This window comes from Kribbella sp. NPDC050820 (assembly GCF_040653975.1).
In the GTDB taxonomy this organism is placed as follows: Bacteria; Actinomycetota; Actinomycetes; order Propionibacteriales; family Kribbellaceae; genus Kribbella.
In genome coordinates this window covers 1-26,521 of record NZ_JBFAHB010000107.1, presented here as the reverse complement: position 1 = coordinate 26,521, position 26,521 = coordinate 1, and the positions used below count along the sequence as shown (strand labels likewise).

Annotated in this window: 16 protein-coding genes; 7 read left to right on the top strand and 9 right to left on the bottom strand. The window is 69.3% G+C overall.

The features are described 5' to 3' along the window. Positions 1-40: 40 nt before the first annotated feature. The 4 genes from AB0H36_RS44695 to AB0H36_RS44680 form a co-directional block, all read right to left on the bottom strand. Positions 41-2,818 carry a glycoside hydrolase family 2 TIM barrel-domain containing protein gene (locus tag AB0H36_RS44695; protein ID WP_360537678.1) on the bottom strand — a complete coding sequence of 926 codons (2,778 nt, stop codon included), beginning with the start codon at positions 2,816-2,818 and terminating at the stop codon, positions 41-43. Between the two features lie 72 nt (positions 2,819-2,890). After that, on the bottom strand, positions 2,891-3,322 hold the full coding sequence (locus AB0H36_RS44690) for a Fur family transcriptional regulator (RefSeq protein WP_360537676.1): 432 nt from the start codon (positions 3,320-3,322) through the stop codon (positions 2,891-2,893). Positions 3,323-3,352: 30 nt separating this feature from the next. Then, complete coding sequence (gene topA, locus AB0H36_RS44685) at positions 3,353-6,076, bottom strand: type I DNA topoisomerase (protein ID WP_360537674.1); 2,724 nt, start codon at positions 6,074-6,076, stop codon at positions 3,353-3,355. A gap of 297 nt (positions 6,077-6,373) precedes the next feature. Then, positions 6,374-7,666 carry a hypothetical protein gene (locus AB0H36_RS44680; protein WP_360537672.1) on the bottom strand — a complete coding sequence of 431 codons (1,293 nt, stop codon included), beginning with the start codon at positions 7,664-7,666 and terminating at the stop codon, positions 6,374-6,376. Between the two features lie 176 nt (positions 7,667-7,842). Between AB0H36_RS44680 and AB0H36_RS44675 the strand changes: the two genes are divergently transcribed. After that, positions 7,843-11,508: an NPCBM/NEW2 domain-containing protein gene (locus AB0H36_RS44675; protein ID WP_360537670.1), complete on the top strand. Its 3,666-nt coding sequence runs from the start codon at positions 7,843-7,845 to the stop codon at positions 11,506-11,508. A 129-nt stretch (positions 11,509-11,637) separates the two neighbouring features. Continuing rightward, the gene (locus AB0H36_RS44670) at positions 11,638-13,071 is read left to right on the top strand and encodes a class I SAM-dependent methyltransferase (protein ID WP_360537668.1); all 1,434 of its coding nucleotides are present in this window, start codon (positions 11,638-11,640) and stop codon (positions 13,069-13,071) included. On the opposite strand, the gene AB0H36_RS44665 is transcribed toward AB0H36_RS44670, so the two are convergent. The 3 genes from AB0H36_RS44665 to AB0H36_RS44655 form a co-directional block, all read right to left on the bottom strand. Further along, complete coding sequence (locus AB0H36_RS44665) at positions 13,068-14,627, bottom strand: GGDEF domain-containing protein (protein ID WP_360537666.1); 1,560 nt, start codon at positions 14,625-14,627, stop codon at positions 13,068-13,070. The genes AB0H36_RS44670 and AB0H36_RS44665 overlap by 4 nt on opposite strands. Positions 14,628-14,646: 19 nt before the next feature. Next, positions 14,647-16,203, bottom strand: a complete 1,557-nt coding sequence (locus tag AB0H36_RS44660; protein WP_360537664.1) for a GGDEF domain-containing protein — start codon at positions 16,201-16,203, stop codon at positions 14,647-14,649. Between the two features lie 883 nt (positions 16,204-17,086). Next, positions 17,087-17,377, bottom strand: coding sequence for a DUF6247 family protein (locus AB0H36_RS44655; RefSeq protein ID WP_360537662.1), 291 nt, complete (start codon positions 17,375-17,377; stop codon positions 17,087-17,089). Positions 17,378-17,649: 272 nt separating this feature from the next. On the opposite strand from AB0H36_RS44655, the gene AB0H36_RS44650 reads away from it, so the two are divergent. From AB0H36_RS44650 to AB0H36_RS44630, 5 genes are all read left to right on the top strand, one after another. After that, positions 17,650-18,486, top strand: a complete 837-nt coding sequence (locus AB0H36_RS44650; RefSeq protein WP_360537660.1) for an MBL fold metallo-hydrolase — start codon at positions 17,650-17,652, stop codon at positions 18,484-18,486. Between the two features lie 386 nt (positions 18,487-18,872). Further along, positions 18,873-20,165: a CHAT domain-containing protein gene (locus AB0H36_RS44645; RefSeq protein ID WP_360537658.1), complete on the top strand. Its 1,293-nt coding sequence runs from the start codon at positions 18,873-18,875 to the stop codon at positions 20,163-20,165. 20 nt (positions 20,166-20,185) lie between these two features. Beyond that, positions 20,186-20,512 (top strand): hypothetical protein, encoded by a 327-nt coding sequence (locus AB0H36_RS44640; protein ID WP_360537656.1) that lies wholly within the window; start codon positions 20,186-20,188, stop codon positions 20,510-20,512. A 125-nt stretch (positions 20,513-20,637) separates the two neighbouring features. Then, a complete protein-coding gene (locus tag AB0H36_RS44635; RefSeq protein ID WP_360537654.1) occupies positions 20,638-21,189 on the top strand; it encodes a hypothetical protein in 552 nt (183 codons plus the stop codon). Beyond that, positions 21,174-23,954, top strand: coding sequence for a hypothetical protein (locus AB0H36_RS44630; RefSeq protein WP_360537652.1), 2,781 nt, complete (start codon positions 21,174-21,176; stop codon positions 23,952-23,954). The genes AB0H36_RS44635 and AB0H36_RS44630 overlap by 16 nt, the downstream gene beginning before the upstream one ends. Positions 23,955-24,025: 71 nt before the next feature. Here the strand turns inward: AB0H36_RS44630 and AB0H36_RS44625 are convergent, their stop codons facing one another. Continuing rightward, entirely contained in the window at positions 24,026-25,330 is a 1,305-nt protein-coding gene (locus AB0H36_RS44625) for a cytochrome P450 (RefSeq protein ID WP_360537650.1), read from the bottom strand. A gap of 290 nt (positions 25,331-25,620) precedes the next feature. Continuing rightward, positions 25,621-26,415, bottom strand: a complete 795-nt coding sequence (locus AB0H36_RS44620; protein ID WP_360537648.1) for a DUF2785 domain-containing protein — start codon at positions 26,413-26,415, stop codon at positions 25,621-25,623. Positions 26,416-26,521 lie beyond the last annotated feature (106 nt).

Genomic DNA, 26,521 nt, shown 5'->3' with positions numbered 1-26,521 from the left:
CGTGGATCGGCGCCGGAGCACCGATCCACGACCCGAATGGTCAGCTCGTGGTGAAGCGCACCGACAGGGTCGCCGGGGCGGTCTTCAGCTTGTCGCGGTCGGGGAGTTGGGGGCCGCAAGCGGCCGTGCCGACGCCGGTTTGGGCAATGTCGAGGGTCACGTAGGTGGTGTCGCCGGCGACCAGGTCCGCGGTGTGCTTGGCGGTCTCGAGGTCGTGGCTGGTCCAGTCGCGGACGGTGAGGCCGAAGAGGGTGCCAACCGCCTCGATGCGCAGGCCGTCGAGGGTCGCCCAGCGGGTGTCGATGCGGTGGCCGTTCTCCTGCGGGCGGACGTACGGCGTCTGCAACTCGGCGACCGTGGCCGAGTACTTGCCGACCGCGGCGGCCTCGCGAGTGTCGACGTACGCCTCGTTCGGGCCGGTGCCGAACCACTCGACCCGCTCCACCTTCGGCAGCTCGAAGGTGATGCCGAGTCGCGGCAGCACCTCCGGGAACTGACCCTCGGGTACGACGCTCAGGTCCAGAACGACCCCGCCGTCGACCGCGGTCCAGCGCCAGGTGCTGACCAGACCCCACTGCAGCTGCGGCGGCGCCGTACGGGTGACGACCTCCCAGGCCCCGTCACGCTCGCCCTGCGAGACGATCCGTTGCTGCACGCGGTGCAGACCTTCCTCGCGCCAGGCGTTCGCGACCCCGGGGATGGCGTCGTTGTCGATCGGCGCACGCCAGACGTCCAGCCGGGCGTTCTGCACGCCCGCGACGCTGATCCCGCTCACACCGGCGACACCGTCGGCCGGCGCACCACCGGCGACGGGCTCCACCGAAGCAGGCTCGTCCAGCCGGACCTGCCCCCAGGCGACGCGGTGTCCGGCTTCCGCCCACGCCGTGGACGAAGCGAGTGAAGCCGTCACGGTGACCCAGGTTTCGGGCTTCGAAGCGTCCACGGAAGGCAACGACACCGAAGCCGTCGCACCGGGGGCGATCGCCGGCACCGACAGCTCACCGGCGTCGACCTGCGATCCCTCGACCTCGACGACGTACGTGAAGGTCAGGTGGCTGGTGTCGAGGACCTCGTAGCGGTTCGTGACCGACACCCCGCCGTTGCCATCAGCAACGATGCGGAGCGGCTCGATCACCTTGACGTACTCGAGCATGCCGGGCGACGGCGTCCGGTCCGGGAACAGCAGGCCGTCGCAGACGAAGTTGCCGTCGTGGATGGTCTCGCCGAAGTCACCGCCGTACGCGTAGACCTCGCGGCCGTCGATGGTGGTCCGGAGGCCGTGGTCGATCCACTCCCAGATGAAGCCGCCCTGGCAGCGCGGGTACTTGTCGAACACCTCGCGGTAGTCGAGCAGCCCACCCGGCCCGTTGCCCATCGCGTGGCCGTACTCGCACAGGATGAACGGCAGGTTCCGGTACAGCTCCGGGTCCGCGCCGATCTCCGCGCAGCCGGCCGGGTCGGTGTACATCCGGGAGTAGATGTCGACCCACTCGGCCTCGGTGTCGCGCTCGTAGTGCACCGGCCGGGACGGGTCGAGCTCCTTGGCCAGGTCGTACATCGCCTTCAGGTTGTCGCCCATCCCGCACTCGTTGCCGAGCGACCAGATGATGATCGCGGGGTGGTTCTTGTCCCGGTGCACGGTGCGCTCGATCCGGGACACCAGGTCGTCGTGGAACCGCGGGTCCATCACCGGGTTCGGCAGCTTCGGCGGCTGCGGCTCGTACCCGAATCCGTGCGTCTCCAGGTCGCACTCGTCGATCACGTACAGGCCGTACTCGTCGCACAGCGACAGGAAGTGCGGGTGCGGCGGGTAGTGGCTGGTGCGGACCGCGTTGATCCCGGCCCGCTTCATCAGCAGCACGTCGTCCAGCATGTCCTGCTCGGTGAGCGCCCGGCCGCGGTCGGGGTGGAACTCGTGCCGGTTGACCCCGTTGAACAGCACCCGGTTGCCGTTGACCGTGAGCACGCCGTCGGCGATCGCGACCGTCCGGAAGCCGATCCGCAGCCGCACCTCACCACCGTCGGTCCGGACCACCCCGTCGTACAGCCGCGGGCTCTCGGCCGACCACGGCTCGACCGCCGCGGTCACCTCGGTGCCGGTCGCGGTCTCGATCCCGAGCTCGGGTACGACGAGAGTCCCGGCGATGTCGGAGTCGACCTTCAGCGTGCCGGTCCCGTCGGCGTACGACGCGTGCACGAAGACGTCGGTGGGGGCGGTCGGCTTCAGCGCCAGCAGGTTGACCTCGCGGAAGATCCCGGACAGCCACCACATGTCCTGGTCCTCGACGTAGCTGCCGGCCGACCACTGGTGCACCCGGACCGCGATCCGGGCCTCCTTGCCGGGGGCAACCACGTCGGTCAGGTCGAACTCGGACGGCAGCCGGGAGCCGGACGACCAGCCGACCAGCTCGCCGTTCACGTGCACCGCGAACCGCGAGTCGACACCCTCGAACCGCAGCACCACCCGGGCGCCGGCCCAGTCCGCCGGGACCGTGACGGTCCGGACGTAGTCACCGGTCGGGTTGTCGGTCGGCACGAACGGCGGCTCGAGCGGGAACGGGTAGACGACGTTCGTGTAGGCCGGGGCGCCGTACCCGCTGAGCTGCCAGTGACCCGGGACCGCGATGGTGTCCCAGCCGGTGGTGTCCGGGTCCTTCAGGTCGTCGGGGGCGTCGGCCACGCTCGGGGAAAGCCGGAAGCTCCACTCGCCGGTCAGCGGGAGCTTGGCCGAGTCGTCGTCGAGCCAGGCACGCGGAGGAAGCACGTTGGCGCCGGGAGCAAAGTCCTCGACATAACTGTGGTCATGGGTCACAGGCATCGAGCCTAAGCCCAAGTTGTTCACGAATCCACACTGATCAACAGATATGGACAGGACGGTGACCGGATCAGGTCAGGACTGGCACGCCTTGCACACGCCGATCAGGGCGACCTGCTCGGGGGCCAGCTGGAAGCCCAGCTCGCGCTGGACCTTGCGGCGGGCGGAGTCGAGGATGTCGCCCGGGGCGTCGTACACCGTGCCGCACTCCGAGCAGCGCAGGTGCAGGTGGCGCGGAGCCAGATCACCGGCCAAGTGGTACGTCGTCCCGGCCCGACCGAGGTGGACGTGCGTGACCAGGCCGAACTCACCCAGCGCGTCCAGCGCCCGGTAGACGGTCGCGCGGTGGATGCCGGGGCGCAACTGCTCGGCGCGCTCGCCGATCTGCTCGGCGCTCAGGTGCTCCTCGGTGCCCGCGAGCACCTCCACCACCGCGAGCCGGGCCGGCGTGACCCGCTCGCCCCGGTCCCGCAGCCGCTGCGCGGTGACTTCGACAGCACTGGTCACGTCGGCCCTCTCTCAGGACTACAAGCAGCCTCAGGACTTCTTGGCGGCCGTCTTCTTGGCGGTGGTCTTCTTCGCCGCGGCCTTCTTGGTGGTCGCCTTCTTCGCGGCCGTCTTCTTCGTCGTGCTCTTCTTGGCGGTGGACTTCTTGGCCGCCTTCTTCACCGGACCACGGGCCCGCTTGTCCGCCAGCAGCTCGGCCGCGCGCAGCAGCGAGATGGTCTCGACCGAGTCGTCCTTGCGCAGGGTCGCGTTCGTCTCGCCATCGGTGACGTACGGGCCGAAGCGACCCTCCTTCACCACCACCGGCTTGCCGGACTCCGGGTCCTCGCCCAGCTCCTTGAGCGGCGGCGCCGCGGCCCGGCGGCCGCGCTGCTTCGGCTCGGAGTAGATCTTCAGGGCCTCGTCGAGGGTGATGTCGAACATCTGCTCCTCGGACGACAGCGACCGCGAGTCGGTGCCCTTCTTCAGGTACGGCCCGTAGCGGCCGTTCTGCGCGGTGATCTCGTCACCGCTGTCCGGGTCCTTGCCGACCACTCGCGGGAGCGACAACAGCTTCATCGCGTCGTCGAGGCTGACGCTGTCCAGCGTCATCGACTTGAGCAGCGACCCGGTCCGCGGCTTGGCGCTCTTCGGCGCGTCCTCCGGCAGCACCTCGGTCACGTACGGACCGAACCGGCCGGCCTTCGCGACCACCTTCAGGCCGCTGTCGGGCGCCGTACCGAGCTCGTGCTCGACGCCGGACGGCTGGCTGAGCAGCTCGTGGGCCTTGTCGACGGTCAGCTCGTCCGGCGGCAGGTCCTCGGGCACGTTGGCGCGCCGCTCGTCCTTGTCCTCGACGTACGGCCCGTAGCGGCCGACCCGGACCACGATCCCGCTGTCGTCACCGCCGACACCGAAGGTGGACATCTCCCGGGCGTCGATGTCGCCGAGGTCGTTCACCATCGAGTGCAGGCCCTCGAGGTCGTCGTCGCCGAAGTAGAACCGGGACAGCACGCCCTCGCGCTGCAGGTCCCCGGCGGCGACCTCGTCGAGCACGTCCTCCATGGTCGCGGTGAACGCGTAGTCCACCAGCCGGGTGAAATGCTCCTCGAGCAGCCGGACGACCGCGAACGCCAGCCAGGCCGGCACCAGCGCGGAGCCCTTCTTGTACACGTACCGGCGGGCCTGGATGGTGCCGATGATCGACGCGTACGTCGACGGCCGGCCGATCTCGCGCTCTTCGAGCTCCCGGATCAGCGTCGCCTCGGTGTAGCGGGCCGGCGGCTTCGTCTCGTGACCCGACGCCAGCACCTCGACCGCGGGCAGCACGTCGCCCTCGGCCACGTCGGGCAGCCGGGTCTCCTGGTCGTCGGTCCCGGCGGACGGGTCGTCCGCGCCCTCGACGTACGCCTTGAGGAAGCCGTGGAAGGTGATCACCCGGCCGGACGAGGTGAACTCGCACTGCTCGCCCGACGAGGCGGTCGCGTCGATCTTGATCGAGACGCTGCGGCCCTCGGCGTCCTTCATCTGGGACGCGATCGTGCGCATCCAGATCAGCTCGTAGAGCCGGTACTCGGCACCGCTCAGCCCGGTCTGCGCCGGGGTCTGGAAAACCTCGCCGGCCGGCCGGATCGCCTCGTGCGCCTCCTGCGCGTTCTTCACCTTGGAGGTGTAGACGCGCGGCTTGTCCGGCAGGTACGACGCGCCGTACAGCTCCCGGACCTGGGCCCGGGCGGCGGTGATTGCGGTGTCCGACAGCGTCACGCTGTCGGTACGCATGTAGGTGATGTTGCCGTTCTCGTACAGCCGCTGGGCGATCTGCATCGTCTGCGAGGCGGACATGCCGAGCTTGCGGCCGGCCTCCTGCTGCAGCGTGGTGGTCCGGAACGGCGCGTACGGCTTGCGGGTGTACGGCTTGGACTCGATCGACCGGACGGTGAACTGCGAGTCGCGCAGCGCGCCGGCCAGCGCGGTCGCGGTCTCCTCGTTCAGGTGGACCGTGTTCTGGCCCTTCAGCTCACCGCTCGAGCTGAAGTCGCGGCCCTGGGCGACCCGACGGCTGTCCACCGAGACCAGCCGGGACGGGAACTGCCGCGGCGTCCGGCCCTCGCCGGCGTCGAGCGTGGCGTCCAGGTCCCAGTACGACGCGCTGCGGAACGCGATCCGCTCGCGCTCACGGTCGACCACCATCCGGATCGCGACCGACTGCACCCGGCCCGCCGACAGCTTCGGCATGACCTTCTTCCACAGCACCGGCGAGACCTCGTAGCCGTACAGCCGGTCCAGGATCCGGCGCGCCTCCTGGGCGTCGACCAGGGACTCGTTGATGTCGCGCGCGCTGCCGACCGCGTCCTGGATCGCCTTCGGGGTGATCTCGTGGAACACCATCCGCTTGACCGGGACCTTCGGCTTCAGCTCGTCCAGCAGGTGCCAGGCGATCGCCTCGCCCTCGCGGTCCTCATCGGTGGCCAGGTAGAGCTCGTCGGCGGACTTGAGCAGGTCCTTCAGCTTGCGGATCTGGGCCTTCTTGTCGGCCGGGACGACGTACAGCGGGTCGAAGTGGTCCTCGACGTTCACGCCGAGCCGGGCCCAGGGCAGACCCTTGTACTTCGCCGGGATCTCGTCCGCCCCGCTGGGCAGGTCGCGGATGTGACCGAAGCTGGACTCCACCACGTACCCGGACCCCAGGAAACCGGCGATCATCCGCGCCTTCTTCGGCGACTCGACGATCACCAGCCTGCTTGCCGATGTCTTCGTCCCTGCTGCCCCTGCCACTGCGCTCCTTGCCTTAGCACTCTCTCGCCCTGCCGACAACGCCCGAGATCAGGCGTCTGTTCCCCCGGACACAGACCGACCCCGCCCGAGGACAGGGTACGGCCGACGGCAACGCATTTCTCAACGCACGGTAACCGGTCGCGCCACTCGTACACCTCACAGGGTTTCAGAAAGGTCCGACAACCCCGCTCACCGCGCGTCGCAGCACGACCACCGAGCGGCAGAACCCCGCCCCTCACGTCGTGACGAGGGTACGCCGTCCCGCGGGCGGCAGCGGTGGTAGGAGTCACAACGTGGTCAGCGGGCGAAGTGGATCTCCGGGAATTTCGGCGAGTCGCCGCGGAGCAGGAGCTCGGGCCGGCCGCGCAGGTTCTGGTCGAAGAAGGCGGCGATGTACTGCCGCTGGGCGTGCACGCTGCGGTCCGGCCGGACCGCGCCGACCAGGGCGGTCATCACTGAGGTGATGATCTCGTCCTCGCCGTAGATCTCCCGGAACAGCTGGTCGAAGACGAACTGGAAGTCGGTGAACGCCTTCTGCTTCGCGCCGGTCAGGCCGAGGTTCAGCTTCCAGCCGCGCTGCTCCTCCCAGAACCGGGCCCACGACTTGTCGTAGTACTCCTTCCCGGCGTCGGTGCGCTGGCTGGTGTCCGAGCCGAACAGCAGGAACGGCTGGTCGAGCCCCTTCCGGGCCACCTCGCCGAGCGGACCCTTGGCCGGATCGTCCTGGAGGGTGCCGTCCAGGTCGAGGCCGGCCGCGAACCGGCGGTCCTCGAGCAGCGTGTTCGCGGTCGCGTAGCCGCCGAGCGAGAAGCCGAACATGCCGATCCGCTGCAGGTCGAGGCCGCCGGCGAGGCCTGGCGGCAGGTTCTTGCCGTCCATGTCCGGGTTGTCGCCACGGACGATCCGCTCGAGCTGGTCCAGGACGAAGCGCGAGTCCGCCGTCCGGGTCTCGACCGCCTTGCGGGTGAACTCCGGATCCGGCAGCTGGCTGGCCGGCACACCGGGCAGGAACCGCCCGCCCGGGAACTCGGTCGGCGTCTCGTGGGTGTGGTCCATGGTGACGACGACGTACCCGCGACTGGCCAGGTCCTCGACCTGGGCGGTGTTCACGAACCGGCTGTACTGGTAGCCGGGAGAGAACAGTACGACGGGGTGCGGGATCGGCTGCATCGGCGCGTCCACGCGGGAGTGCGTCTCGGTGTTGGCGAAGTCGAACGAGCCGGTCGGCACCGCCAGGCCGTACTCCCCGGTCCAGGCCTCGTCGACCTCGACGGCGGTCCGCTTCGGCATGTACCTGGCCAGCGGGGCGGCGGCGGCCACCGAGCCGGGGTACCAGAGGCTGACCATCAGTTCGCGTTTGCCGCTGGGCATGGTCGGGTCCGGGCGGGACTGGTCGATCAAGTGCAGGGCGGTCGTGCCGAGCGCCTTCCGGCCGGTCGGCGCGGGCAGCCGGAACGTCACGGGGTGGAAGTTGGGGTCGTCCTGGGCGGTGAAGCGGTCCGGGTCGAGGGGGTAGGCCTGGGCGAGGGCCGGGCTGGTCAGCGCGACACCGAGGCCGAGACCGCCGGCCAGCACCGCACGTCGGCTCAAGGTTCGACTGTTCGCCATGCGAAACATCGTCATGGCCCGGGTTCACCCCGCGATGGCGACGGCGTCTCAACTTCATGACGGCCGAGCTGATGACAAGCCGCAGTCCGTGCGCTTCAATGAGCGCACTCTTGTTCATAGATGCGTGAAGTGAGGCACTCGTGAGCATCTTTGTCCGCATGAAACGTTCAGCCACCGCCCTTGCTCTGATAGCGGGCGCGCTGGTGGCTGTCAGCGCGCAGGCGCAGGCCCAACCCACCGCCGACACCACGCTGGGTGACGTCACCGGGTTCTCCGCCGACCAGGCGACGTACACGCTCAGCGCCGGCGCCGCGAAGGTGCGGGTGGCGTTCCTGAAGGACGACGTGTTCCGGCTGTGGCTGGCGTCGGACGGAAACTTCACGGATCCCGCCAACACCCCGCCGACCGACCCGAACGCGCCCGCGTCGAACATCGTCGTCAAGACCGACTACGGCACCCCACGCACCTCCTGGCGCGATCGCGGCAGTTACTACTCGATGACGACCGGGAAGATCGAGGTCCGCGCGCAGAAGTCACCGCTGCGGTTCTCGGTGCACCGGTCGAACGGCCAACTGGTCTGGGCCGAGACGGCGCCGCTGGCGTGGAACGACACCTCCACGACGCAGTCGCTGGGCCGCGGGCCGAGTGAGCAGTTCCTCGGCGGCGGCATGCAGAACGGTCGGTTCTCGCACCGCGACGAGACCATCAGGATCTCCCGCGACTTCAACTGGGAGGACGGCGGCAACCCGAACGCCTCTCCCTACTACATGAGCACCGCGGGGTACGGCGTACTGCGGAACACGTTCAGCCCGGGCAGCTACAGCTTCACCGAGCCCGTCGTCACCAAGCACGACGAGCAGCGGTTCGACGCCTACTACTTCATCGGCGACCTCAAGACCTCGCTGGATCGCTACACCGAGCTGACCGGCCGGCCGTTCATGCCACCGATCTACGGGCTCGAGTACGGCGACTCGGACTGCTACAACCGCGGTCATTACGCGAAGGACCCGGACACCAGCAACGACTGGAAGGTGCACCCGGACAAGGTGACCACGCTGGACGCGGTGAAGATCGCGCAGCGGTTCAAGGACGAGGACATGCCCGGCGGCTGGATGCTCGTCAACGACGACTACGGCTGCGGGTACTCCGACGACACCGACTTCGAGCAGGTCGACGGCACCTGGTGGGGCAAGCGCGAGATCCCGCCGCTCAAGCAGACCGGTGACGAGCTCCGGCAGCGCAACATCCAGATGGGTCTGTGGACGCAGTCGTCCCTGGACCGGCAGCCGGCCGAGGTCGGCGAGGCCGGCGTCCGGGTCCGCAAGCTGGACGTCGCCTGGGTCGGTCCGGGCTACCGGCACGCGCTGAGCGCGTGCGACACCGCGCACAGCGGTATCGAGCAGTACAGCAACGCCCGCGGCTTCGCCTGGATGGTGGAGGGCTGGGCCGGCGCACAGCGGTGTGCAGTGCAGTGGACCGGGGACCACAGCGGTTCGCTGGACGCGATCAGGTGGCAGATCCCGGCGATCCACGGCTCCGGCAACTCCGGTATCGCCTACACCGCGGGCGACGTGGACGGCATCTTCGGCGGCTCGCCCACGTCGTACGTCCGGGACATGCAGTGGAAGGTCTTCAACCCGGCCTTCATGACGATGTCCGGCTGGGCCACCCCGGCCTTCAAGCAGCCGTGGGCGTACGGCGACCCCTACACGTCGATCAACCGCAAGTACCTGAAGCTGCGTGAGCGCCTGCTGCCGTACTTCTACACGTACGCCGCCGAGGCGCACCGGACCGGCGCACCGCTGAACCGGTCGCTGGTCCTGGAGTACCCGGACGACCCGAAGACCTGGGACGACACCACCAAGTACGAGTTCCTGGCCGGCAAGGAGTTCCTGGTCGCACCGATGTGGGGTGCGGACGAGGTGAAGAACGGCATCTACCTGCCCAAGGGCAACTGGGTCGACTACTGGACCGGCCGTGTCTACCAGGGCCCGACCACGGTGAACGGGTACAACGCACCGCTCGACACGCTGCCGCTGTTCGTGAAGGCGGGCGCAGTCGTACCGATGTGGAAGACGGGGATCAACACCGCGGCCGAGCAGGGCTTCGGCGACCCGCTGACGGTCGACATCTACCCGCAGGGCAAGTCGTCGTTCAGCCTGTTCGAGGACGACCGGGTCACGCGGTCCGGGAAGTCCGCTACGCAGGTGTTCACCGTGGACGCGCCGACGCAGGACCGCGGTGACGTGACGGTCAAGATCGGCGCCAGCGTCGGCACCTACACGGGCAAGCCCGCGTCTCGCCCGTACGAGCTGACCGTCCACACCGGCACCGCGCCGCGTGAGGTGCGCGTGGACGGCAACAAGGTGAGCGGCTGGACGTACGAGAACGGCGTCGTGCAGGTGAAGACCGCACCGATCTCCACCTCCCGCACTGCAGTGGTGCAGCTCATCGGTACGTCGTCGGTCGGCGGCCCTGATGTCGCGAACACCTTCGGCACGCCGGAGCTCACCTCCCCGTCGCTGTGGAACGCTCCCGGCCAGGCCACCGAGGTGACCGCGACCTTCCACAACGGCAGCAAGGAGACGATGCGGAACGTCCGCCTGGACGTGCAGGTCCCGAGCGGATGGACCGTGACCGGTCAGAAGGACTTCGCCAGTGTCGAGCGCGGCAAGACCGTGACGACCAAGCTGCAGGTCACACCGGGCGCCGACGTACAGCCTGCGTCGTTCACGCTGACGCTGGTGGCGACCTACCTTGCTGAGGGGAAGAGCTACTCCAACAGTGCGGCGGCGACTGCTCAACTGCCGTACGGGTCGTTGTCGCAGGCAGCCAATGTGGTCGGCATCAGCGACGCGTCGACGTACGCCCAAGGGAACTTCGACGGGTCGGGCAACAGCTTCAACGGTGAGGCGCTCGCGGCGGCCGGCTACACACCCGGCGCGACCGTGACAGTGCAGGACGCGCAGTTCACCTGGCCGTCCGGTGCGCCCGGCACGCCCAACCTGGTGAAGAACCAGCCGGCGCCGATCCTGGTCTCCGGCACCGGCTCGCACCTCGCCCTGCTGGGCGCCGGAGCCAGCCTCAACGCCCGTGGGGCCGTCACGATCATCTACACGGACGGCTCGCAGTCGCAGGCGACGTTCCAGCTGCCGAACTGGTGCTGCCAGGACCCGGCCACGGGCGGCGCGATGCTCGCGGTGTCGGTGAAGGGCCGCTACACGCAGGCGGGCCTGAGCAACACCACGACCGACTACCGGGTCTTCTACACCGCCGTACCGCTCGAGCCGGGCAAGACGGTCAAGGCGATCAAGCTGCCGGGTGGTGGACTCGGCTTCTTCGCCGCCACGATCGCCGACAAGCCGTTGCCCCCGGCACCGACCGGTGAGAAGTGGGTCAGCGACCTGGAGTTCCTCGACTCGACCAACGGCTGGGGCCCGGTCGAACGGGATCGCAGCAACGGCGAGGACGGGGCTGCCGACGGCAACCCGATCACCCTCGACGGGGTGCAGTACGCGAAGGGCCTGGGCACGCACGCGCCGTCCACGGTCAGCGTGCGGATCGGCGGGAACTGCACCACGTTCACCGCGAAGGTCGGCGTGGACGACGAGATGGAGGACCGCGGCAAGGTCAGCTTCAAGGTCCTCGTCGACGGAGTCGCGAAGTACACCTCCGACCTCCTCACCGGCACGTCCCCGACCGCCAACGTCTCCGTCGACATCACCGCCGGCCAGACACTCACCCTCCAGGTAACCGACGGCGGCGACGGCATCACCAGCGACCACGCCGACTGGGCCGAAGCCAAGGTGACCTGCAACCCGTAGGAAATCGAAGGAAAAACCTGGTACGGGCGTGGACGCTGCAACTGGCGTCCACGCCCTTCCGCACGCGGCATCCCGCACTGCTTCGGGCAGCTTGGAAGCCGAGGTGGAGTACCCATCCATAATGGCTGTATGGGTGAACTGACGGGGGACGACTTGGAGGCGTTGCGGCAGGCGTTTGTGGCTGCTGGGTACACGGTTGATGGGGTGGCTGCACGGCTTGGGGCTCAGGCCAGTGATGCGCTGGGGCGGAATGAGACGACTCTTGCGGGGCGGCGGACTGGGTCCGGTGATGCGCTCGACACGATGATCCGGTTGTTCCTGCTGCAGCGCGCCGTACCGGAATCCCTTGTCGCGCAGGCGTTTCCGGGAATCGATTTAGTTGCTCTGGGCATCATTGATACTGCCGGGAAGGCTGTGCTGGACATCCGGCCGTATGCCGAGGATGGGCGGGAGTGGTGGGTGGTTGCGGACCTCACGCCTGGGCTGGACGGGCGGCGGGAGGCGATGCGGTCCGACTACGTGCTCGGGATCGCGCCGGCCAGTTTGAGCCTCATCCACCTGACGGTCCCGATCAAGGCCGAGCGGGCGCTCGACATCGGCACCGGGTGCGGGATCCAGTCGCTGCACCTGGCCGACCGGGTCAACCAGGTCGTCGCCACCGACGTGAATCCGCGGGCGCTGCAGCTGGCGCGGTGGACGGCCGCGCTGAACCGGGTCGACCTCGACATCCGGTCGGGCAGCCTGTTCGAACCGGTCCGTGGCGAGCGGTTCGACCTGATCGTGAGCAACCCGCCGTACGTGATCTCACCGGGCGACGGGCGGCTGACGTACCGGGAGACCGGGTTCGCCGGTGACTCCGTGGTCGAGCAGCTGGTGCGACAGGCGCCGTACCACTTGACCGGGGGTGGCTGGTGCCAGCTGCTGGCCAACTGGACCTGCGTGCGTGGCGAGGACTGGCGGGACCGGATCGCCGGTTGGACGGGCGACCGGTCCGCGTGGGCGGTGCAGCGCGAGCAACTCGACCCGTCCGAGTACGTCGAGCTGTGGCTGCGGGACGCGGGTCTGCACGGGTCCCCGGAGTACACGGACCGGTACGACGCATGGCTGCGCTGGCTGGAGGACCAGAGCGTCGAGGCGATCGGCATGGGCTGGATCACCCTGCACAACGTGGCTGGCAAGCTCGAGGCCGAGGAGTGGCCGTACGAGATCGAGCGACCGATCGGTCCGCACGTACTGCGCCGGTTCGAACGCTCGGAGGGACTGCCTGACGACCTGACCGGGTTGCATCTGGTGGTGGCGGACGACGTCGTCCAGGAGACGAGTGGGCAGCCGGGAGCTGAGGATCCCGCGTCGATCGTGCTCCGCCGGCAACGTGGCATGCGGCGAGCGGAACAAGCGGACACCGTGCTGGCCGGGTTCGTTGGCGCGTGCGACGGGGACTTGAGCGTCGGCCAGATCCTGGCCGCGCTGGCGGACCTGTTGGGGCAGCCGCTGGAGGACGTGCTCCGGGAGTACCTCCCGCAGGTCAGACGCCTTGTGGTGGAAGGGTTCCTGGACTACTAGGTCCGGCGTCGGCGCTTGTCGGCGTACATGCGCTGGTCGGCCTTGGTGAGTAGGTCGCCGACCGGCGTACCGTCGGTGCTGCTCGCCTGCCCGATGCTGAGCCGCAGCATGCCGAACCACGGCTCGTCCGCCGACGCTGCGACCCGGTCGGCCGCGACCTTGATCCGCTCCACCAGCTCTCGCGCGCCACGCTCGTCCGGCTTGTCCAGTACGACGACGAACTCGTCTCCACCGGCTCGCACCACCACGTCCTCGGCCCGGCACTGCTCGGTCAACAACTGCCCGACTCGTCGCAGTACGTCGTCCCCGCTGGCATGCCCGTAGCTGTCGTTGATCACCTTGAGGTTGTCCACGTCGATGGCGATCACCGCCACCGAACGACTGGCGTCGTGCGCGACCGACATGCGCTCGTCCAGCGCTCTGCGGTTGCCCACACCGGTCAGCGGATCCTCACGTGCCGCGCGCCACTCCGCGTCGTGCCGGATCGAGAGCTCGTGGTTGGCCAGTGCGGACCGTACGGCGTACAGACCGCGCAACCGCTCGGCCCACCAGCCTCTGGTGATGGCACGCGCGTACTGCAGCCCGGTGACCGCTCCGACGTCGCCTGACTCCGCCACGATCTGCACAGCGGTATGCCGGACCAGCGCCTCGACAGGCGGATCCGATGTCGGTGGCAGGTCGCTCCCGGCCCGCTGCGCGGCCTCAGCAGCGTCGTCCAGCCGGCCGATTGCGGCGTACGCCTTCGCCAGGTAGGTGCCCGCGATTGCGGCCAGCTCCAGGTCGCCCAGCTTCGCCAGTTGGTCCCGGCAGTCCTTGAGGATCGCCACTGCCTCGGCGGCGTCGGTGCCGTCGTTGCTCGCGGCCAGCCACATCCGCCCGGCGATCGGCCAGTACCCGAGCAGGTCGTCCCGGACGATCACCTTGACCGCTTCACCCGCCCACTGGTGCGCGTCCCGCCGGCGCTCGCGGATCTCCGCGTCGTACGACGTGTCACCCAGCCGCTCGAGCTCGTGCGCCCAGCGTAGGTTCGACTCGGCCAGGTTGAGCCGGTTGATGGCCGGTGCCTCGGCGAGGCCGAGCGGGTCGTGGTCGCCCTCGGCCGCGAGCTCGAAGTGCGGGATGCACAGCTCGTACAGGCGGAGCAGGTCGTAGGCGTACCCGAGGCCGGTGTGCGCCCAGCCGGCCAGGCCGAGGTCGCGGGTCCGGGACAGCGCGTTCTCGGCCGCGACCAGGTCGGCGACCGAGTCACCGCCCTCGCCGGTGCGGATCAGGGTGACGATCCGGATCGCGATCGCGTTCGCCTCCCAGCCGGGCTCGTCGATCGCGCGGGCCGTCCGGATACAGGCGTCGACCGCGTCCAGCGCCTCGCCGGCGTCGGTGGCGTGGTGCGCTGCGACGGCCCGCACGTACTCGGCGGCGGCCCGCTCCGGGCTCGGCTCGGACCCCAGCTCGGCCAGCAACCGGTGCAGCTCGGTCGCCGCCTCGGCCGGGTTGCCCGACTGGGCCCGCGTCATCGCCGTCGCGATCCGCGCGGTCACCCCCGACGTGTCGCGCACCTCACAACCCCCTGTCGCCTCACCGCCTGCGGCGCTTGTCGTCGTACAGCCGACGGTCCGCCGTGGCGATCAGCTGATCGACCGCGACTCCTTCGGCTGTTGCGGCGTACCCGATGCTCAGCCCCAGCCGACCGAGCCAGGGCTTCGACGTCGACGCCGCGATCGCCGCGGCCGCCGTACGGATCCGCATCGCCAGCTGGGCGCCGCCCTTGGCGTCCGGCTGGTCCAGCACCACGATGAACTCGTCGCCACCCGATCGAATCACGGCATCGGTCGCTCGCGCCTGTTCTACCAGGAGATTTGCCACAACCTGCAGCAATTCGTCCCCGCAGGCGTGCCCGTACGTGTCGTTGACAACCTTCAAGTCGTCGACATCGATCGCCAGCACTGTCACCGCGCGGCCCGAGTCCCGGGCCGCGGTCAGCCGCTCGTCCAGTGCCCGGCGGTTGCCGATCCCGGTCAGCGGATCATGCCGCGCCGCGTGCCACTCCGCGTCGTGCCGCTGCGACAGGTCATGCGTGGCAAGCGCATGCCGTACGGCGTTCAGCGCTCGCTGGCGCTCCTTCCACCAGCCGCGCGCCACCGAACGCGCATACTCCAACCCTGCAACGGGTCCCGGCCCGCCCGTGCTGGCCGCGAGCTCCGCCCGGGTCTGCAGCACCAGCACGTGGGTCGCCGGATCCGCCAACGGAATAAGGTCGTCCGCGGCCCGGTCGGCTGCCGCCTTCGCCGCATCGTGCTTGCCGTCGGCCTCGAGCGCCTTGGCCAGGTAGGTGCCCGCGATCGCCAGCCGCTCGGTCTCACCCAGCTTGCTGATCTCGTCCCGGCACTCCGTCAGCTCGGCCACCGCCTGCGCCGGATCGTCGGTTGTGGCAGCCGCCGCCAGCCACAATCGGGCGCTCAGCCGCCAGAAGTCCTGGTTCTCGTCGTCGACGATCACCCGATCCGCCGCCCGCGCCCAGTACGCCGCCGACGCGCGCCGCTCCAGGATCTCCTGCTGGTACGACGGATCGCCCAGCCGCTCGAGCTCGTGCGCCCACCGCAGGTACGTCTCGGCCAGGTTCAGCCTGTCGATCGCCAGCGACTCGGCCAGCTCGAAGACGTCCGCGTCCAGCTGGGTGGCGAGCTCGTAATGCGGAATGCACAGTTCGTAAAGGCGCAGGACGTCGTACGCGTAGCCGAGGCCGGTGTGCGCCCAGGCGGTCAGGCCGTCGTCCCTGGTCCTCTTCAGGGCGTGCTCGGCGGCGACCAGATCCTTCACCGTGTCCCCGCCGCGGCCGCTGCGGGCGAGGTTGATGATCCGGATCGGCAGCGCGTTCGCTTCCCAGCCCGGCTCGTCGATCGCCTTCGCGACGGCGATACATGCGTCGACAGCCTTCAGTGCCTCGTCCGCGTCACTCGCGTGATGAGCAGTGACGCCGCGAACGTACTCCGCCGCGGCCAGGTGGTAACTCGGCACACCACCGAGCTCCGCCCGGACCGCCTCGATCTCGGCAGCCGCAGTCGCGTGCCCACCCGTCTGGGCCAACGTCATCGCGGCGGCGATCCGGGCGGTCAGCGCGCCCCCGGTCGCCATCTCGCCACTACCCATAACCCCGCCGGCGGCCTTTCCCTCACCAACCCGCACCTCGGGCCGGACCGCCCATTGTGACCACCCACCCCCACATCTGTCACGACCCGAACCCGCCACGACCACCTAGTGCCACGACTCGCTCACCCCCGCACCGCCCGGGGACTTCCCCACGCGGCACTACGCCCGCTCCTACGTCGCGTGCTCGCCACCGCTCCCACCCGCCCGGCCTTCCCGAGCGGACTGCCGCCCAACGTGCCGGCTGCCGCCGGCGAACACGCGTGCTATCGCCCGCTTCGCTTGAAAGCAGCTGGCCGGATGCGGTCCCGGCAAAGCGAGTTGTGGTCGCAGGGGAATGACGGTTCTCCTGTCTGATGTGTGAGTCGGCTTGGTGCCTCAGTTCGCCACCCATGGCAGTCGAGCGCACCGCACCCATGCCACCCCGACCACCCGCGAACGGGATCCCGATGCCGCGGACCGCCAGGCCATCACAATCACCACCCACCACCCGGCACCCCGCCTGGCACCGCCGACACCAGCCGATTGTGATGGCCCGGCGGTCCGCCCTCAACGCCTACAACCCCAACACCCAACGGCGTGCGCCCGCTCCACGCGCCCACAGATCCGTCACATGAGGCGGAATGACCCAGGAGCGGCGCTCCGGCGTCGTGGCGCTCGCCACCGCTCCCGACCACCCATGAACTTGTGAGCTACCGCGCGGTTCGCTGAAAGGCGGCTGGCCTCCGCCGGGATGTAGCCGTAGGGCCCGCCTCGCAGCGAGACGTGACCTCAGCCAGCCCAGGTGACGTCGTAGATTCGGAGCCCCTCGCGATCGTGGTCGACGTAGAACGACAGCAGGGTGCGGACGCGTGGAAGTCCACGCGATAGTTCATTGCCTGTCTGACCAGCCTGGGATCACTTGCTCAGCCGGGACGAACTCTTCGTCCCGTCCCTCCCGAGCCGCCTGCATGGCCTCGTCATAGCGCGGATCGGAGTACGCGACTGCCCGAAGCCTCCAGAGGTGCAAGACGTCTCGCAACTGCTGGAAGCGCCACACCTCGTGTGCCGCGTCGAGGGCACCGTGATACTCCTCCAGAAACTGCGCATGCCACTTCGCCGGCAGCAGGCGAAGAATCTCGCTGGGGTCCTCCGGCGACCCGTGCATAGGCTGCGCAGTCATGTCGCAAGACTACCGGAGCGGTCCCCCGGGTCCGAGTTATCCACAGGGCCAACTACCCGCAGCCAGCCCACAGGGTGCTTGGGCCGGTCGGCGAGACGATTTGAGGCGATCCCTCTTGTGTGTCAGCCGGCGGTTTTCGGAAATTGCGGGTCTCCGAAAACGATGTCGGTGAAGGACATACAGGCTTCAGCGCCCACACCGTTGCGTTGTAAAACCACGAGGTACTACGGTCCCGGCTACGGTTTGCAGACGGCCAGCGGAAGGAGCCACCCGTGCTGAGGCAGGTCGCGGAGGGTGTGCTGATCCACCAGAGCGAGTTACTCGCGAACAACACCGTCGTCGTACAAGGCAAGAACGGCGTACTCCTCGTCGACGCCGGGATCACGGGCACTGAGATGACTTGCCTCGCGAACGACCTGTCCGAGCTGGGCCAGCCCGTGGTGGCAGGCTTCTCGACACACCCTGACTGGGATCACGTGCTCTGGCACGCCGCGCTCGGCGACGCGCCGCGTTACGGTACCGATGGCTGCGCGGCCTTTATGCGAGATCTGCGCTCGAATCCGGACTGGAAGGAACGCGCTGCCGGCGGATTACCTCCGGAAATCGCGGATGACACACCGCTGGACCTGTTCGGCCTCATTACCGCTCTGCCCGCTGAAACCTCGCAGATTCCCTGGGATGGCCCTGTAGTCCGGATTATCGAGCATCCGGCACATGCCCAGGGTCATGCCGCGCTGTTCGTCGAGGAGAGCAGGGTCCTCGTCGCCGGCGACATGCTTTCCGACCTCTTCGTTCCGATGCCCGACTTCGAGGGCGCCGCGGACCCGATCGGGGACTACCTCGCCGGTCTGCAACTGCTCGAGGCCGTGGCGGACGACGCCGATTTCGTCGTACCGGGTCATGGGACTGTCGGTGGGGCTGGTCAAGCACGCGCACGGATCGAACTGGACCGCGCGTACATGCACGCCCTGCGCGACGGCGGCGCCTTCGACGACCCGCGGATCGGCCCCCCAGCCAAGGAAGGCTGGGAATGGGTCAGCGACATCCACGAAGGCAACGTGCACCAACTAGCCAACAGCCGCAGCGAACACGACCAAACCCCCAGCTAACAACCCGCTCCAACGAACTAACTCCGACGCAAGACCGCGCACACCACCGAAACACCTAGAGCTGCCGTCGCCCAGTGCTGCGCGCTAAACAAGATCTAGGCCAGCCAGCGCCACCACACCGCCCCGGGACGCCGACACGCGCACGCCCCCGAAGGCGGCCAAGGGACTGCCGCCGCGCAGCGGTGTCCTTTCCGCGAACTGGAGGTCGGCCGGCGCCGATCACGCCCAGCCGGGAGCCGGGCTCGCGCGCACCGCCGAAGGCGGCCAAGGGACTGCCGCCGCGGAGCGGTGATCTTGGGGGTCGGCGCGTGGTGGGGCGTGGCGTGGGGAGCGGCTGTCGCCCTAGAGTGAACGTTCGATCGCCGAGGGTTCCTGGGGGCTTAGCGATGAGGCATGACGGGCCGGCCGCGGAATCGAGGCGTGCCGGTGAGCGGATGGCGCTCGAGCAGGAGTGGCACGAGGTGCTCGCGGAGATCCGCGCACTGGACGGGTTCGCCGACTTCCTCCGGCCACCGCGACTGGACAGGCTCCGACTGGCGGCGACAAGCGGGCCAGTAGTGATGGTGAACGTCAGCCAATGGCGCTCCGACGCACTGATCGTCACCCCCGACGGAGTCCTGCCGCCTCTCGAACTACCAGAGGCCTCAAAGCAAGACACCACCGAATGGGCCGCCCAGTACCTCGAAGCCGTACACCGCTTCCAGACAGCCGAGCAGCAGACCTACGAGGCACAGCGCCGGTTCCGCGAGGGAGACCAGTCGCCGGCGGCGTTCCAGGAGTTCCACGCGGCGGCGCAGCGCCTGCACGCCGAGCGGCTCCTGATGGAGCGTGTCGTCACCGAGGTCCTCGACTGGTTGTGGACGGCGATCGCCGACCCGGTACTGACCCGCCTAGGCTTCACCGAAACCCCACCGGACGACGCCTGGCCGCGGCTGTGGTGGTGCCCGACCGGCCTGCTCACCGCCCTCCCCCTGCACGCCGCAGGCCGGCACGGCGACCGGCAGTCGGTGCTCGACCGCGTCATCCCGTCGTACACACCCACCCTCCGAGCGTTGCTCGAGGCAACAAACAGGCCCAAGCCGTCACCAACCCCGGAGATCCTCGTCGTCGCCGTGCCGAACGCGCCCGGTCAGACCCCGCTCCCCAACGTCGACCGCGAGGTCGACCTGCTGGCCAGCCTGTTCCCGAGCGACCGGAGCACAGTCCTGTACGGCGCAGAAGCCACGACCACCCGGGTCCGCGAGGAACTCGGCCGGCACCACTGGGCCCACTTCAGCTGTCACGGCCACCAGGACCTGACCGACCCGTCGAACGGCGGCCTCCTGCTGCACGACGGCACGCTGACCGTCCAGAGCATCAGCAGCCGCACGTACCAGGGCGAGTTCGCGTTCCTGTCCGCCTGCAAGACCGCGACCGGTGGACTCGACCTCGCCGACGAAGTGATCACCCTCGCCGCGGCGCTCCACTACGCCGGTTACCGCCAGGTCGTCGCGACCCTCTGGTCCGTGTACGACCCAACCGCGGCCGACGTGGTCGACAGCGTCTACAGGGAGCTCTGCGCCGACGGGCAGTCCACCGACGGTACGGCGGCAGCCCTGCATCGCGTCGTACGGCGCCTGCGCGACCAGCACCCCGCGAGTCCGAGCGTATGGACTCCCTTCGTCCACCTCGGCCCGTGACGACCAAGGAGACCCTGACGATGAACGACGTTCGCCCCGGCGGACCGGTGCCGTACCGCGAGGTGAGCGAACCCGGGTACGCCGAGCAGGCGGCCGAGACGTTCGTGATCGAGACCTTCGGCGTCGGCATGTCCCTGCTCGGCGGGGTCTGCCCGCGGTGCCAGGCGTCGATCGAGGTGCCGTTGGTCGACGGTGTCTTCCGGGCCCTGTCTGCCACGGAGCGCGCCGAGGGCGGCCACCACGCAGTGCCGGTCATCTGCACCTGCTCGGAAACGCATCCCGGTCGGCCGGACGGTCGCGTCGGCTGCGGCGCGTACTGGATCTTCGACCTCCCGGCCAACTCGTGAGCACCCCAGCACCAGGCCGACCGGCGCCGGGCCAACCGACACCAGGCCAAGCGCCGCCAGGTCAACCGACACCGGGCCGGCCAGCGACCCCGGCCGACCTGCGACGCGCCCAGCAGGTCGACCTGATGCGCCGTACCGAGCTCCCAAGAGTCCGGGCGGCCGCCACCCAGTGGCGCAACGGCCTAGCCGGCCTCCTGATCGCCCTGATCGGGTTCAGCCTGATCAAGGGCCGTTCAGACATCACCGAACTGACCCCGCTGGCCGCAGCGATCGTCGGCGTACTCCTGCTGCTCGCCCTGCTCGCCGGCGCGGCCGCAGCGCTCTACCTGCTCCGAGCCTCGAACGGCCGCCCCGCTGTCGTCCCCGTCGCCGAACTAGCGCCCGGCCCCATCGCGGAGCACCGCGAAGCCCAAGAGTCCGCGCGAGCGCTACGCCGCGGGATCGCGTTGAGCCTGGTCTGCGCGGCGCTGCTGGTGGCTGCCGTCGCGAGCACCTGGTACGGCCCGGCCCGGAACCGGCCCAAGGTCGAGATCACGACCGACAGCCGGACCATGTGCGGCTCGGTGCTCCGGATCGACGCCGGCCGGATGACGATCCAGACGCAAGCCGGAGAGATCACCGTCGAGCTGAGCAGGCTCACGTCTGTGGAGGCGGTGGACTCATGTCCCGCGAACTGATCGAGTCGCTGTACGGCCGGGTCGAGCACTGGAAGCAGGATCCGCGCGCCCGGTCGGTGTTCGGGCCGGCCGCCGACGCGGAAGTGGCGCGCCTGTTCGAGACCCCGGGCTTCGCCGAGAATCTGGAAGGCCGACATGCAGCCGGGATGCTGTTCTGGTGCCGGTTCCTCGCCTCCGGGTCGACCGACCAGGACACGTTCCGGACGGCGGTCGGCCTGCTCGAGCCGATCGTGTTCGCGCAGCCGAACGCCGTACCGGACCAGGTGCGAGAGGTCGTGCAGGCCAGGGAAAGCACCACGGCTGCGTCCGACGAGGCCATCGACCTGTTCAAGCAGTACCAGGAGACCGGCGAGCTCGCGCAGCTGGACCGCGCGATCGAGCTGATGGCCGGCGCTGTGAACATGGTCCCCGCAGGCGCAGCGGCGGCCGTCACGTTCCGCTTCAACGTCGGCAGCTTCTGCTGGGCCCGCTACCGCCATCTCGGAGATCCGGACGACCTCGCCACCGCGGTCGAGCAGTTCACGACAGCCACCGACAGCGCCCACGACGGACAGCTCGCCGGGGCCGCGCCGTCGCTCTACGACCACGCCAGTCAGCTCCTCAGCGCCTATGAGGCGAGCAACGTGCTCGACTTCCTGCTGTACGCGATCCAGGTCCAACGGTGCTCGGCTGAGCTCGCGACCACGAACAAGTCGTCGTACGGCGCCTTCCTCGCCGACCTCGTCCAGCTGGCGTACGAGCGCACGGCCCGACTCGAGATGCTCGACGACGCAGTGACAACAGCGGAGTGGGCGCTGTCCTTCGACCCGGCGAACCCCTGGCCGCAACGCAGCCTCGCGCTCTCCCTCGTGCACCGAGCCACCACGAGCAACGATGCCGAAGCCGCGGACCGGGCCGTCGACCTCGCCCGGCGCGCGGCTGCCACGGACGGCGAGAGTAGAACACTCCAGGTGCTAGGTACGGCGCTGCGCACTCGCCACCTGCTCACCGGCGACCACGCCGCGATCACCGAGGCCGTCGCCGTACTGCGGCAAGCGGCCGACGCCACCGATCCCGCGGATCCGGACCACGTCCGCCGGCTGATGGCCCTCGCCGACATCCTCCGGGCCGCGGCCGACAACCCAGAGCTCGCGGCGGAAGCGGTGACCATCGCCCGTCGGGTCGTCGAGATCTCCGCGCCGTCGGATCCGGAGTACCCGATGCGCCGGGCGATCGTCGTCATGGCGCTGCTGAAGCAGCACGAACTCACCGGCGATCCCGCAGTACTCACCGAGGCCGTCGCGGAGGGCCGCAGCGCACAGCGCGCCATGGCCGTGACCGAGCCGACCTACCCAGCCGTGGTCCGGTCGCTGGCCGCGGCGCTGGTCCACGGTCCGGTCGGTGACGACACGATCGAGCTGACCGGCGAGGCGATCGCGCTCGTCCGCGACTGCCTCGCGCAACTCCCGGAGTCGCACCCGGAGAACGCGAACCTGCAGAACGATCTCGCAAGCCTGCACGCCTTCGACGGCCACTGCCGGCTGCGTCGCTTCCTCCGGACCACCGACGATTCCGAGCTCGACCGGATCATCGAGGCGAGCGAGCACGGCATGGCGGTAGAACCGACCGCTCTCACCGACCTCTGCTCGGCGTTGCGGCTCAGGTTCGAGGCGGGCGGCGAGCGGGCCGATCTGGATCGGTCGATCGCGGCGGGTCTGCAGGCTGTCGACGTCCTCACCGACCCGGACCACCTCGCGCGGGCCCAGAACGCCGTGGGCTTCGCGCTGCGGCTCCGCTACGAACAGACCGAGCACCTGGCGAGCCTCGACGACGCCATCGACCTCCTGCAGGCCGCGAACGAACAGGCCGAGGACCCTGACCTGCGGGCAGCGGTGCTCAACCAGTTGGGCAACGCGCGCTGGGCACGTCATCTGCGCACCCGTGAGGCCGGTGAGCTGGAGTCCGCCCTCGCTGAGCTGCGTCAGTCGGTGCAGGTCGGAGCCGAGAACGGCGGCGTGGACCCCGGGCATCTCAGCAATCTCGCTCTGGCCCTCGCCACGCAGTACGAGCGGACCCATGAGCGCGACGTACTCGACGAGATGGTGTCGGTCCTTCAACGGGCGGTTCAGGAGTCGGGGCCGGACAACAATCGGCTGCCCGTGTTCCAGTCCAACCTGGGACGGGCGCTGTTGAGCCGGTACCAGCGCGACGCCGTACTGGCCGATCTCGATGCCGCGATCGTCGCGCACCAAGAGGCGATCGCGTCCCCGGCAGCCGGCTCGCGGTTCAGGACGGCTGCTGGGTTCAACCTCGGTGCTTGCTGGTTGCAGCGGTACCGGCGGACGGGCGATTCGGCGGACTTCAGCAAGGCACTGACCGCCTACCAGTCGACGGCGCGGTCGTCGACGGCGACGCCGCTCCTCCGGGCGCAGGCCGCCGGCGACTGGGGCCAGCTCGCCGCCGAGGCCGGGGACTGGGCCGAGGCGCTCGACGGCTACGCGACCGCGCTGGAACAACTCCCGTACGTCGCACCCCGCTTCCTGGACCGCTCCGACCAGGAACACGGCCTACGCCAACTGAGCTCGTTAGGCGCCGACGCAGCCGCCTGCGCCCTCCACACAGCCGACCCCGCCCGAGCCGCCGAACTCCTGGACCAAGGCCGAGCCATCCTCCTGACCCAACTCTTCGATTCCCAAGGCGACCTCTCCCGCCTCCGAACCCAAGCCCCGACCCTAGCCACCAAATTCGAATCCCTAAGAACCCAACGAAACCAACCCACCGTCTAACCGCCAGTCGCGTTCCCCGGGAACTGGCTGCCCGGAACCACCTGCAGGCGATGGCGCGCGCGTCGGGGAACCTACCCGGCGACCTGCTCAGTCGCGTTGGCGTGGAGTTGGACCGGGAGGGCCTCGACGCCGTACACGATGGAGAAGTCCCGGAAGCGGAGTTGTTCCTCGGGCACGGCCAGCGACAGGTCGGGGAAACGGTGCGCGAGCGCCGTGAACGCGGCCCGGAGCTCCATCCGCGCCAGTTCGGCGCCGACGCAGCGGTGCATCCCGTGCCCGAAGGCGAGATGCGCAGACGAGACGGTACGACGGGGATAGAAGTCCTCGGCGTCCATGCCGAACACCTGCTTGTCCCGGTCCGCCCCGGACAGCGACACCGCGACCAGGTCCCCCTTCTTCACCTGCTGCCCGAACAGCTCCTGGTCATGCCGCGCGAACCGCGGGAACGCGACCTGCACGACAGTCAGGTACCGCAGCAGCTCCTCGACGATCACGTCGACCGCGCCCGGCTCGTTTCGGATCCGCTCGAAGTTCGACGGGTCGCGGAGCAGCACCAGGGTGCCGAGCGCGAGCATGCTCGCCGACGTCTCGTACCCGCCCAGGAACACCCCGTCGGCCAGCCCGCCGAGCTCGATGTCGTCGATGGTGTCGCCGTGCTCCCGGATGATCGACCCGATCAGCCCGTCACCGGGTTCGGCGCGCTGCTTGCCGACGATCTCGAACAGGAAGTCCCGCGACTCGCTCGCCGACCCGAACACCCCGATCCCGCCGCCGGACAGGTCGAACCGGGCCGGGCCGAGTGCGCGGAACCGGTCGCGGTCGGACTCCTCGACGCCGAGCAGGTCGGCGATCAGCAGGAACGGCACGTTGAACGCGAAGTCCGCCACGATGTCGACGACCGGCCCCTTGGTCTCCATCAGGTCGAGCTGGTCGTTGACGATCTTCTCGATCACCGGCTCCAGCCGGGACAGCCGGCGCTTGGTGAACTCCGGTGTCAGCAGCTTGCGTAGCCGGGTGTGGTCCGGCGGGTCGGTGAACCCGAGGCCGCCGATTCCTTCGGACGGCTTGTTCGGGTCGGAGCCGACCAGCGGCCGGATGTCGTTGCTGAAGTTCGTGGTGTCGGCCAGCACCGCCTTCGCCTCGGCGTGCCCGCTCACCACCCAGACATTGAGCCCGAACAGGTGGGCCAGCTTGTGCACCGGCTCGGTCTCGCGCACCCGGCCCAGCGCGGGCACCGGGTCCACGCCGTGCCGGCGCAGCGGCATCGAGACCGAGCTCGGGAACATCCGCATCTTCGACAGGTCGAGACCACCCTTGCGGGTGGTCCTGTTCAAGATCCGGCTGCCGACCCATTTCTTCAGGTATGTCGCAACCATGACTCACCGCGCCCTCTCTGAACTGCTGCCCCCGACGGCTCTCGTCAGCCAGAAAACTAACGTCGCCACGGACCAGATCCGATGGTGTTTGCACTACTGCGGTAGTGGCGTTGGCACCACCATGGGAGGGGTCCACGGCGTCACCAGCACAGACGATCCCACGACAGGGGTTCGGCATCCACCGGAACCCACCTGTACCGTGCCCTGGACCACACCACGCCGTGGATCGGGGACACTTCAGGGGAACCCCAGCCGAAAGTCGGATGCGCCGTCCACCGACGGTCTGACGCTCAGAGGTAGTACGGCGTGACGATCCGAACGACGTCGGCGAGCTTCGTCTTGACCTGGTCCCGGTGCGGGATGCGGGTCAGCGTAGTGGCCTCAGGCAACCGCAGTCCGTGGTCGATCAGCAGGTACGTCGCCCGCAGCGTGCGGATCGTGTTGGTCACCTCAGGGGTGATGCCCTCGGCAGGCGGGTTCGAGAGCACCCGGATCGCGGGGTCGAGCCACTCGGTGGCGTCGGTCTCGGCGAGGTCGGAGCGGGTCAGTGTGGCGGCGAGGGCGTAGCCGAGGCGGTCGTCCTCCATGTCGCGCAGCACGTACGGCGTCGGCGTCAGCAGCCGTCCGATTCCGAGCCGGAGCATCTGGACCGGCTCGACCGCGGAGTGCAGGCCGAGTGTCCCCAGCAGGTCGGCGCCGTGGGCAACGGCGTGCAGCCAGCCGAGCTTGGCGTCGTACCCGCGCAGGTCCTCCTCGGCGACGTACCAGCGCTCGAACGGCGGCACCCAGGTCGGCTCGAACACCCCGGCCGAAACGATCGCGCGGAGGATCAGCGGCGCGAACGTGCGGGCCTGCACCTCCGGGTCGGCGAGCCGGGTGACCATCTCGTCGCCGAGGCTGCGGAGTTGGTCGGTGGACAGGTCCCCGCGACGGATCCAGGTGGCGAGCACGGAGTAGGCCTGGACGTCGCGCAGCACCGGGTCGGGTGAGCGCAGCAGGCCGGACAGCTCGGCGACGAGATCGGTGAGCGGACGATCGGTCGGGACGGCGAAGCCGTCGGCGCGCACCCGCGCCCAGTCGGTCATGCGCGGCAGGCTAAACGCTTCCCACCACGACCCGCCAGCCCTGCCGACCGGTTCCGGAACGGGGAACGGCCCGTGGTCCATCCGGTCTCCCGGATGTGCCACGGGC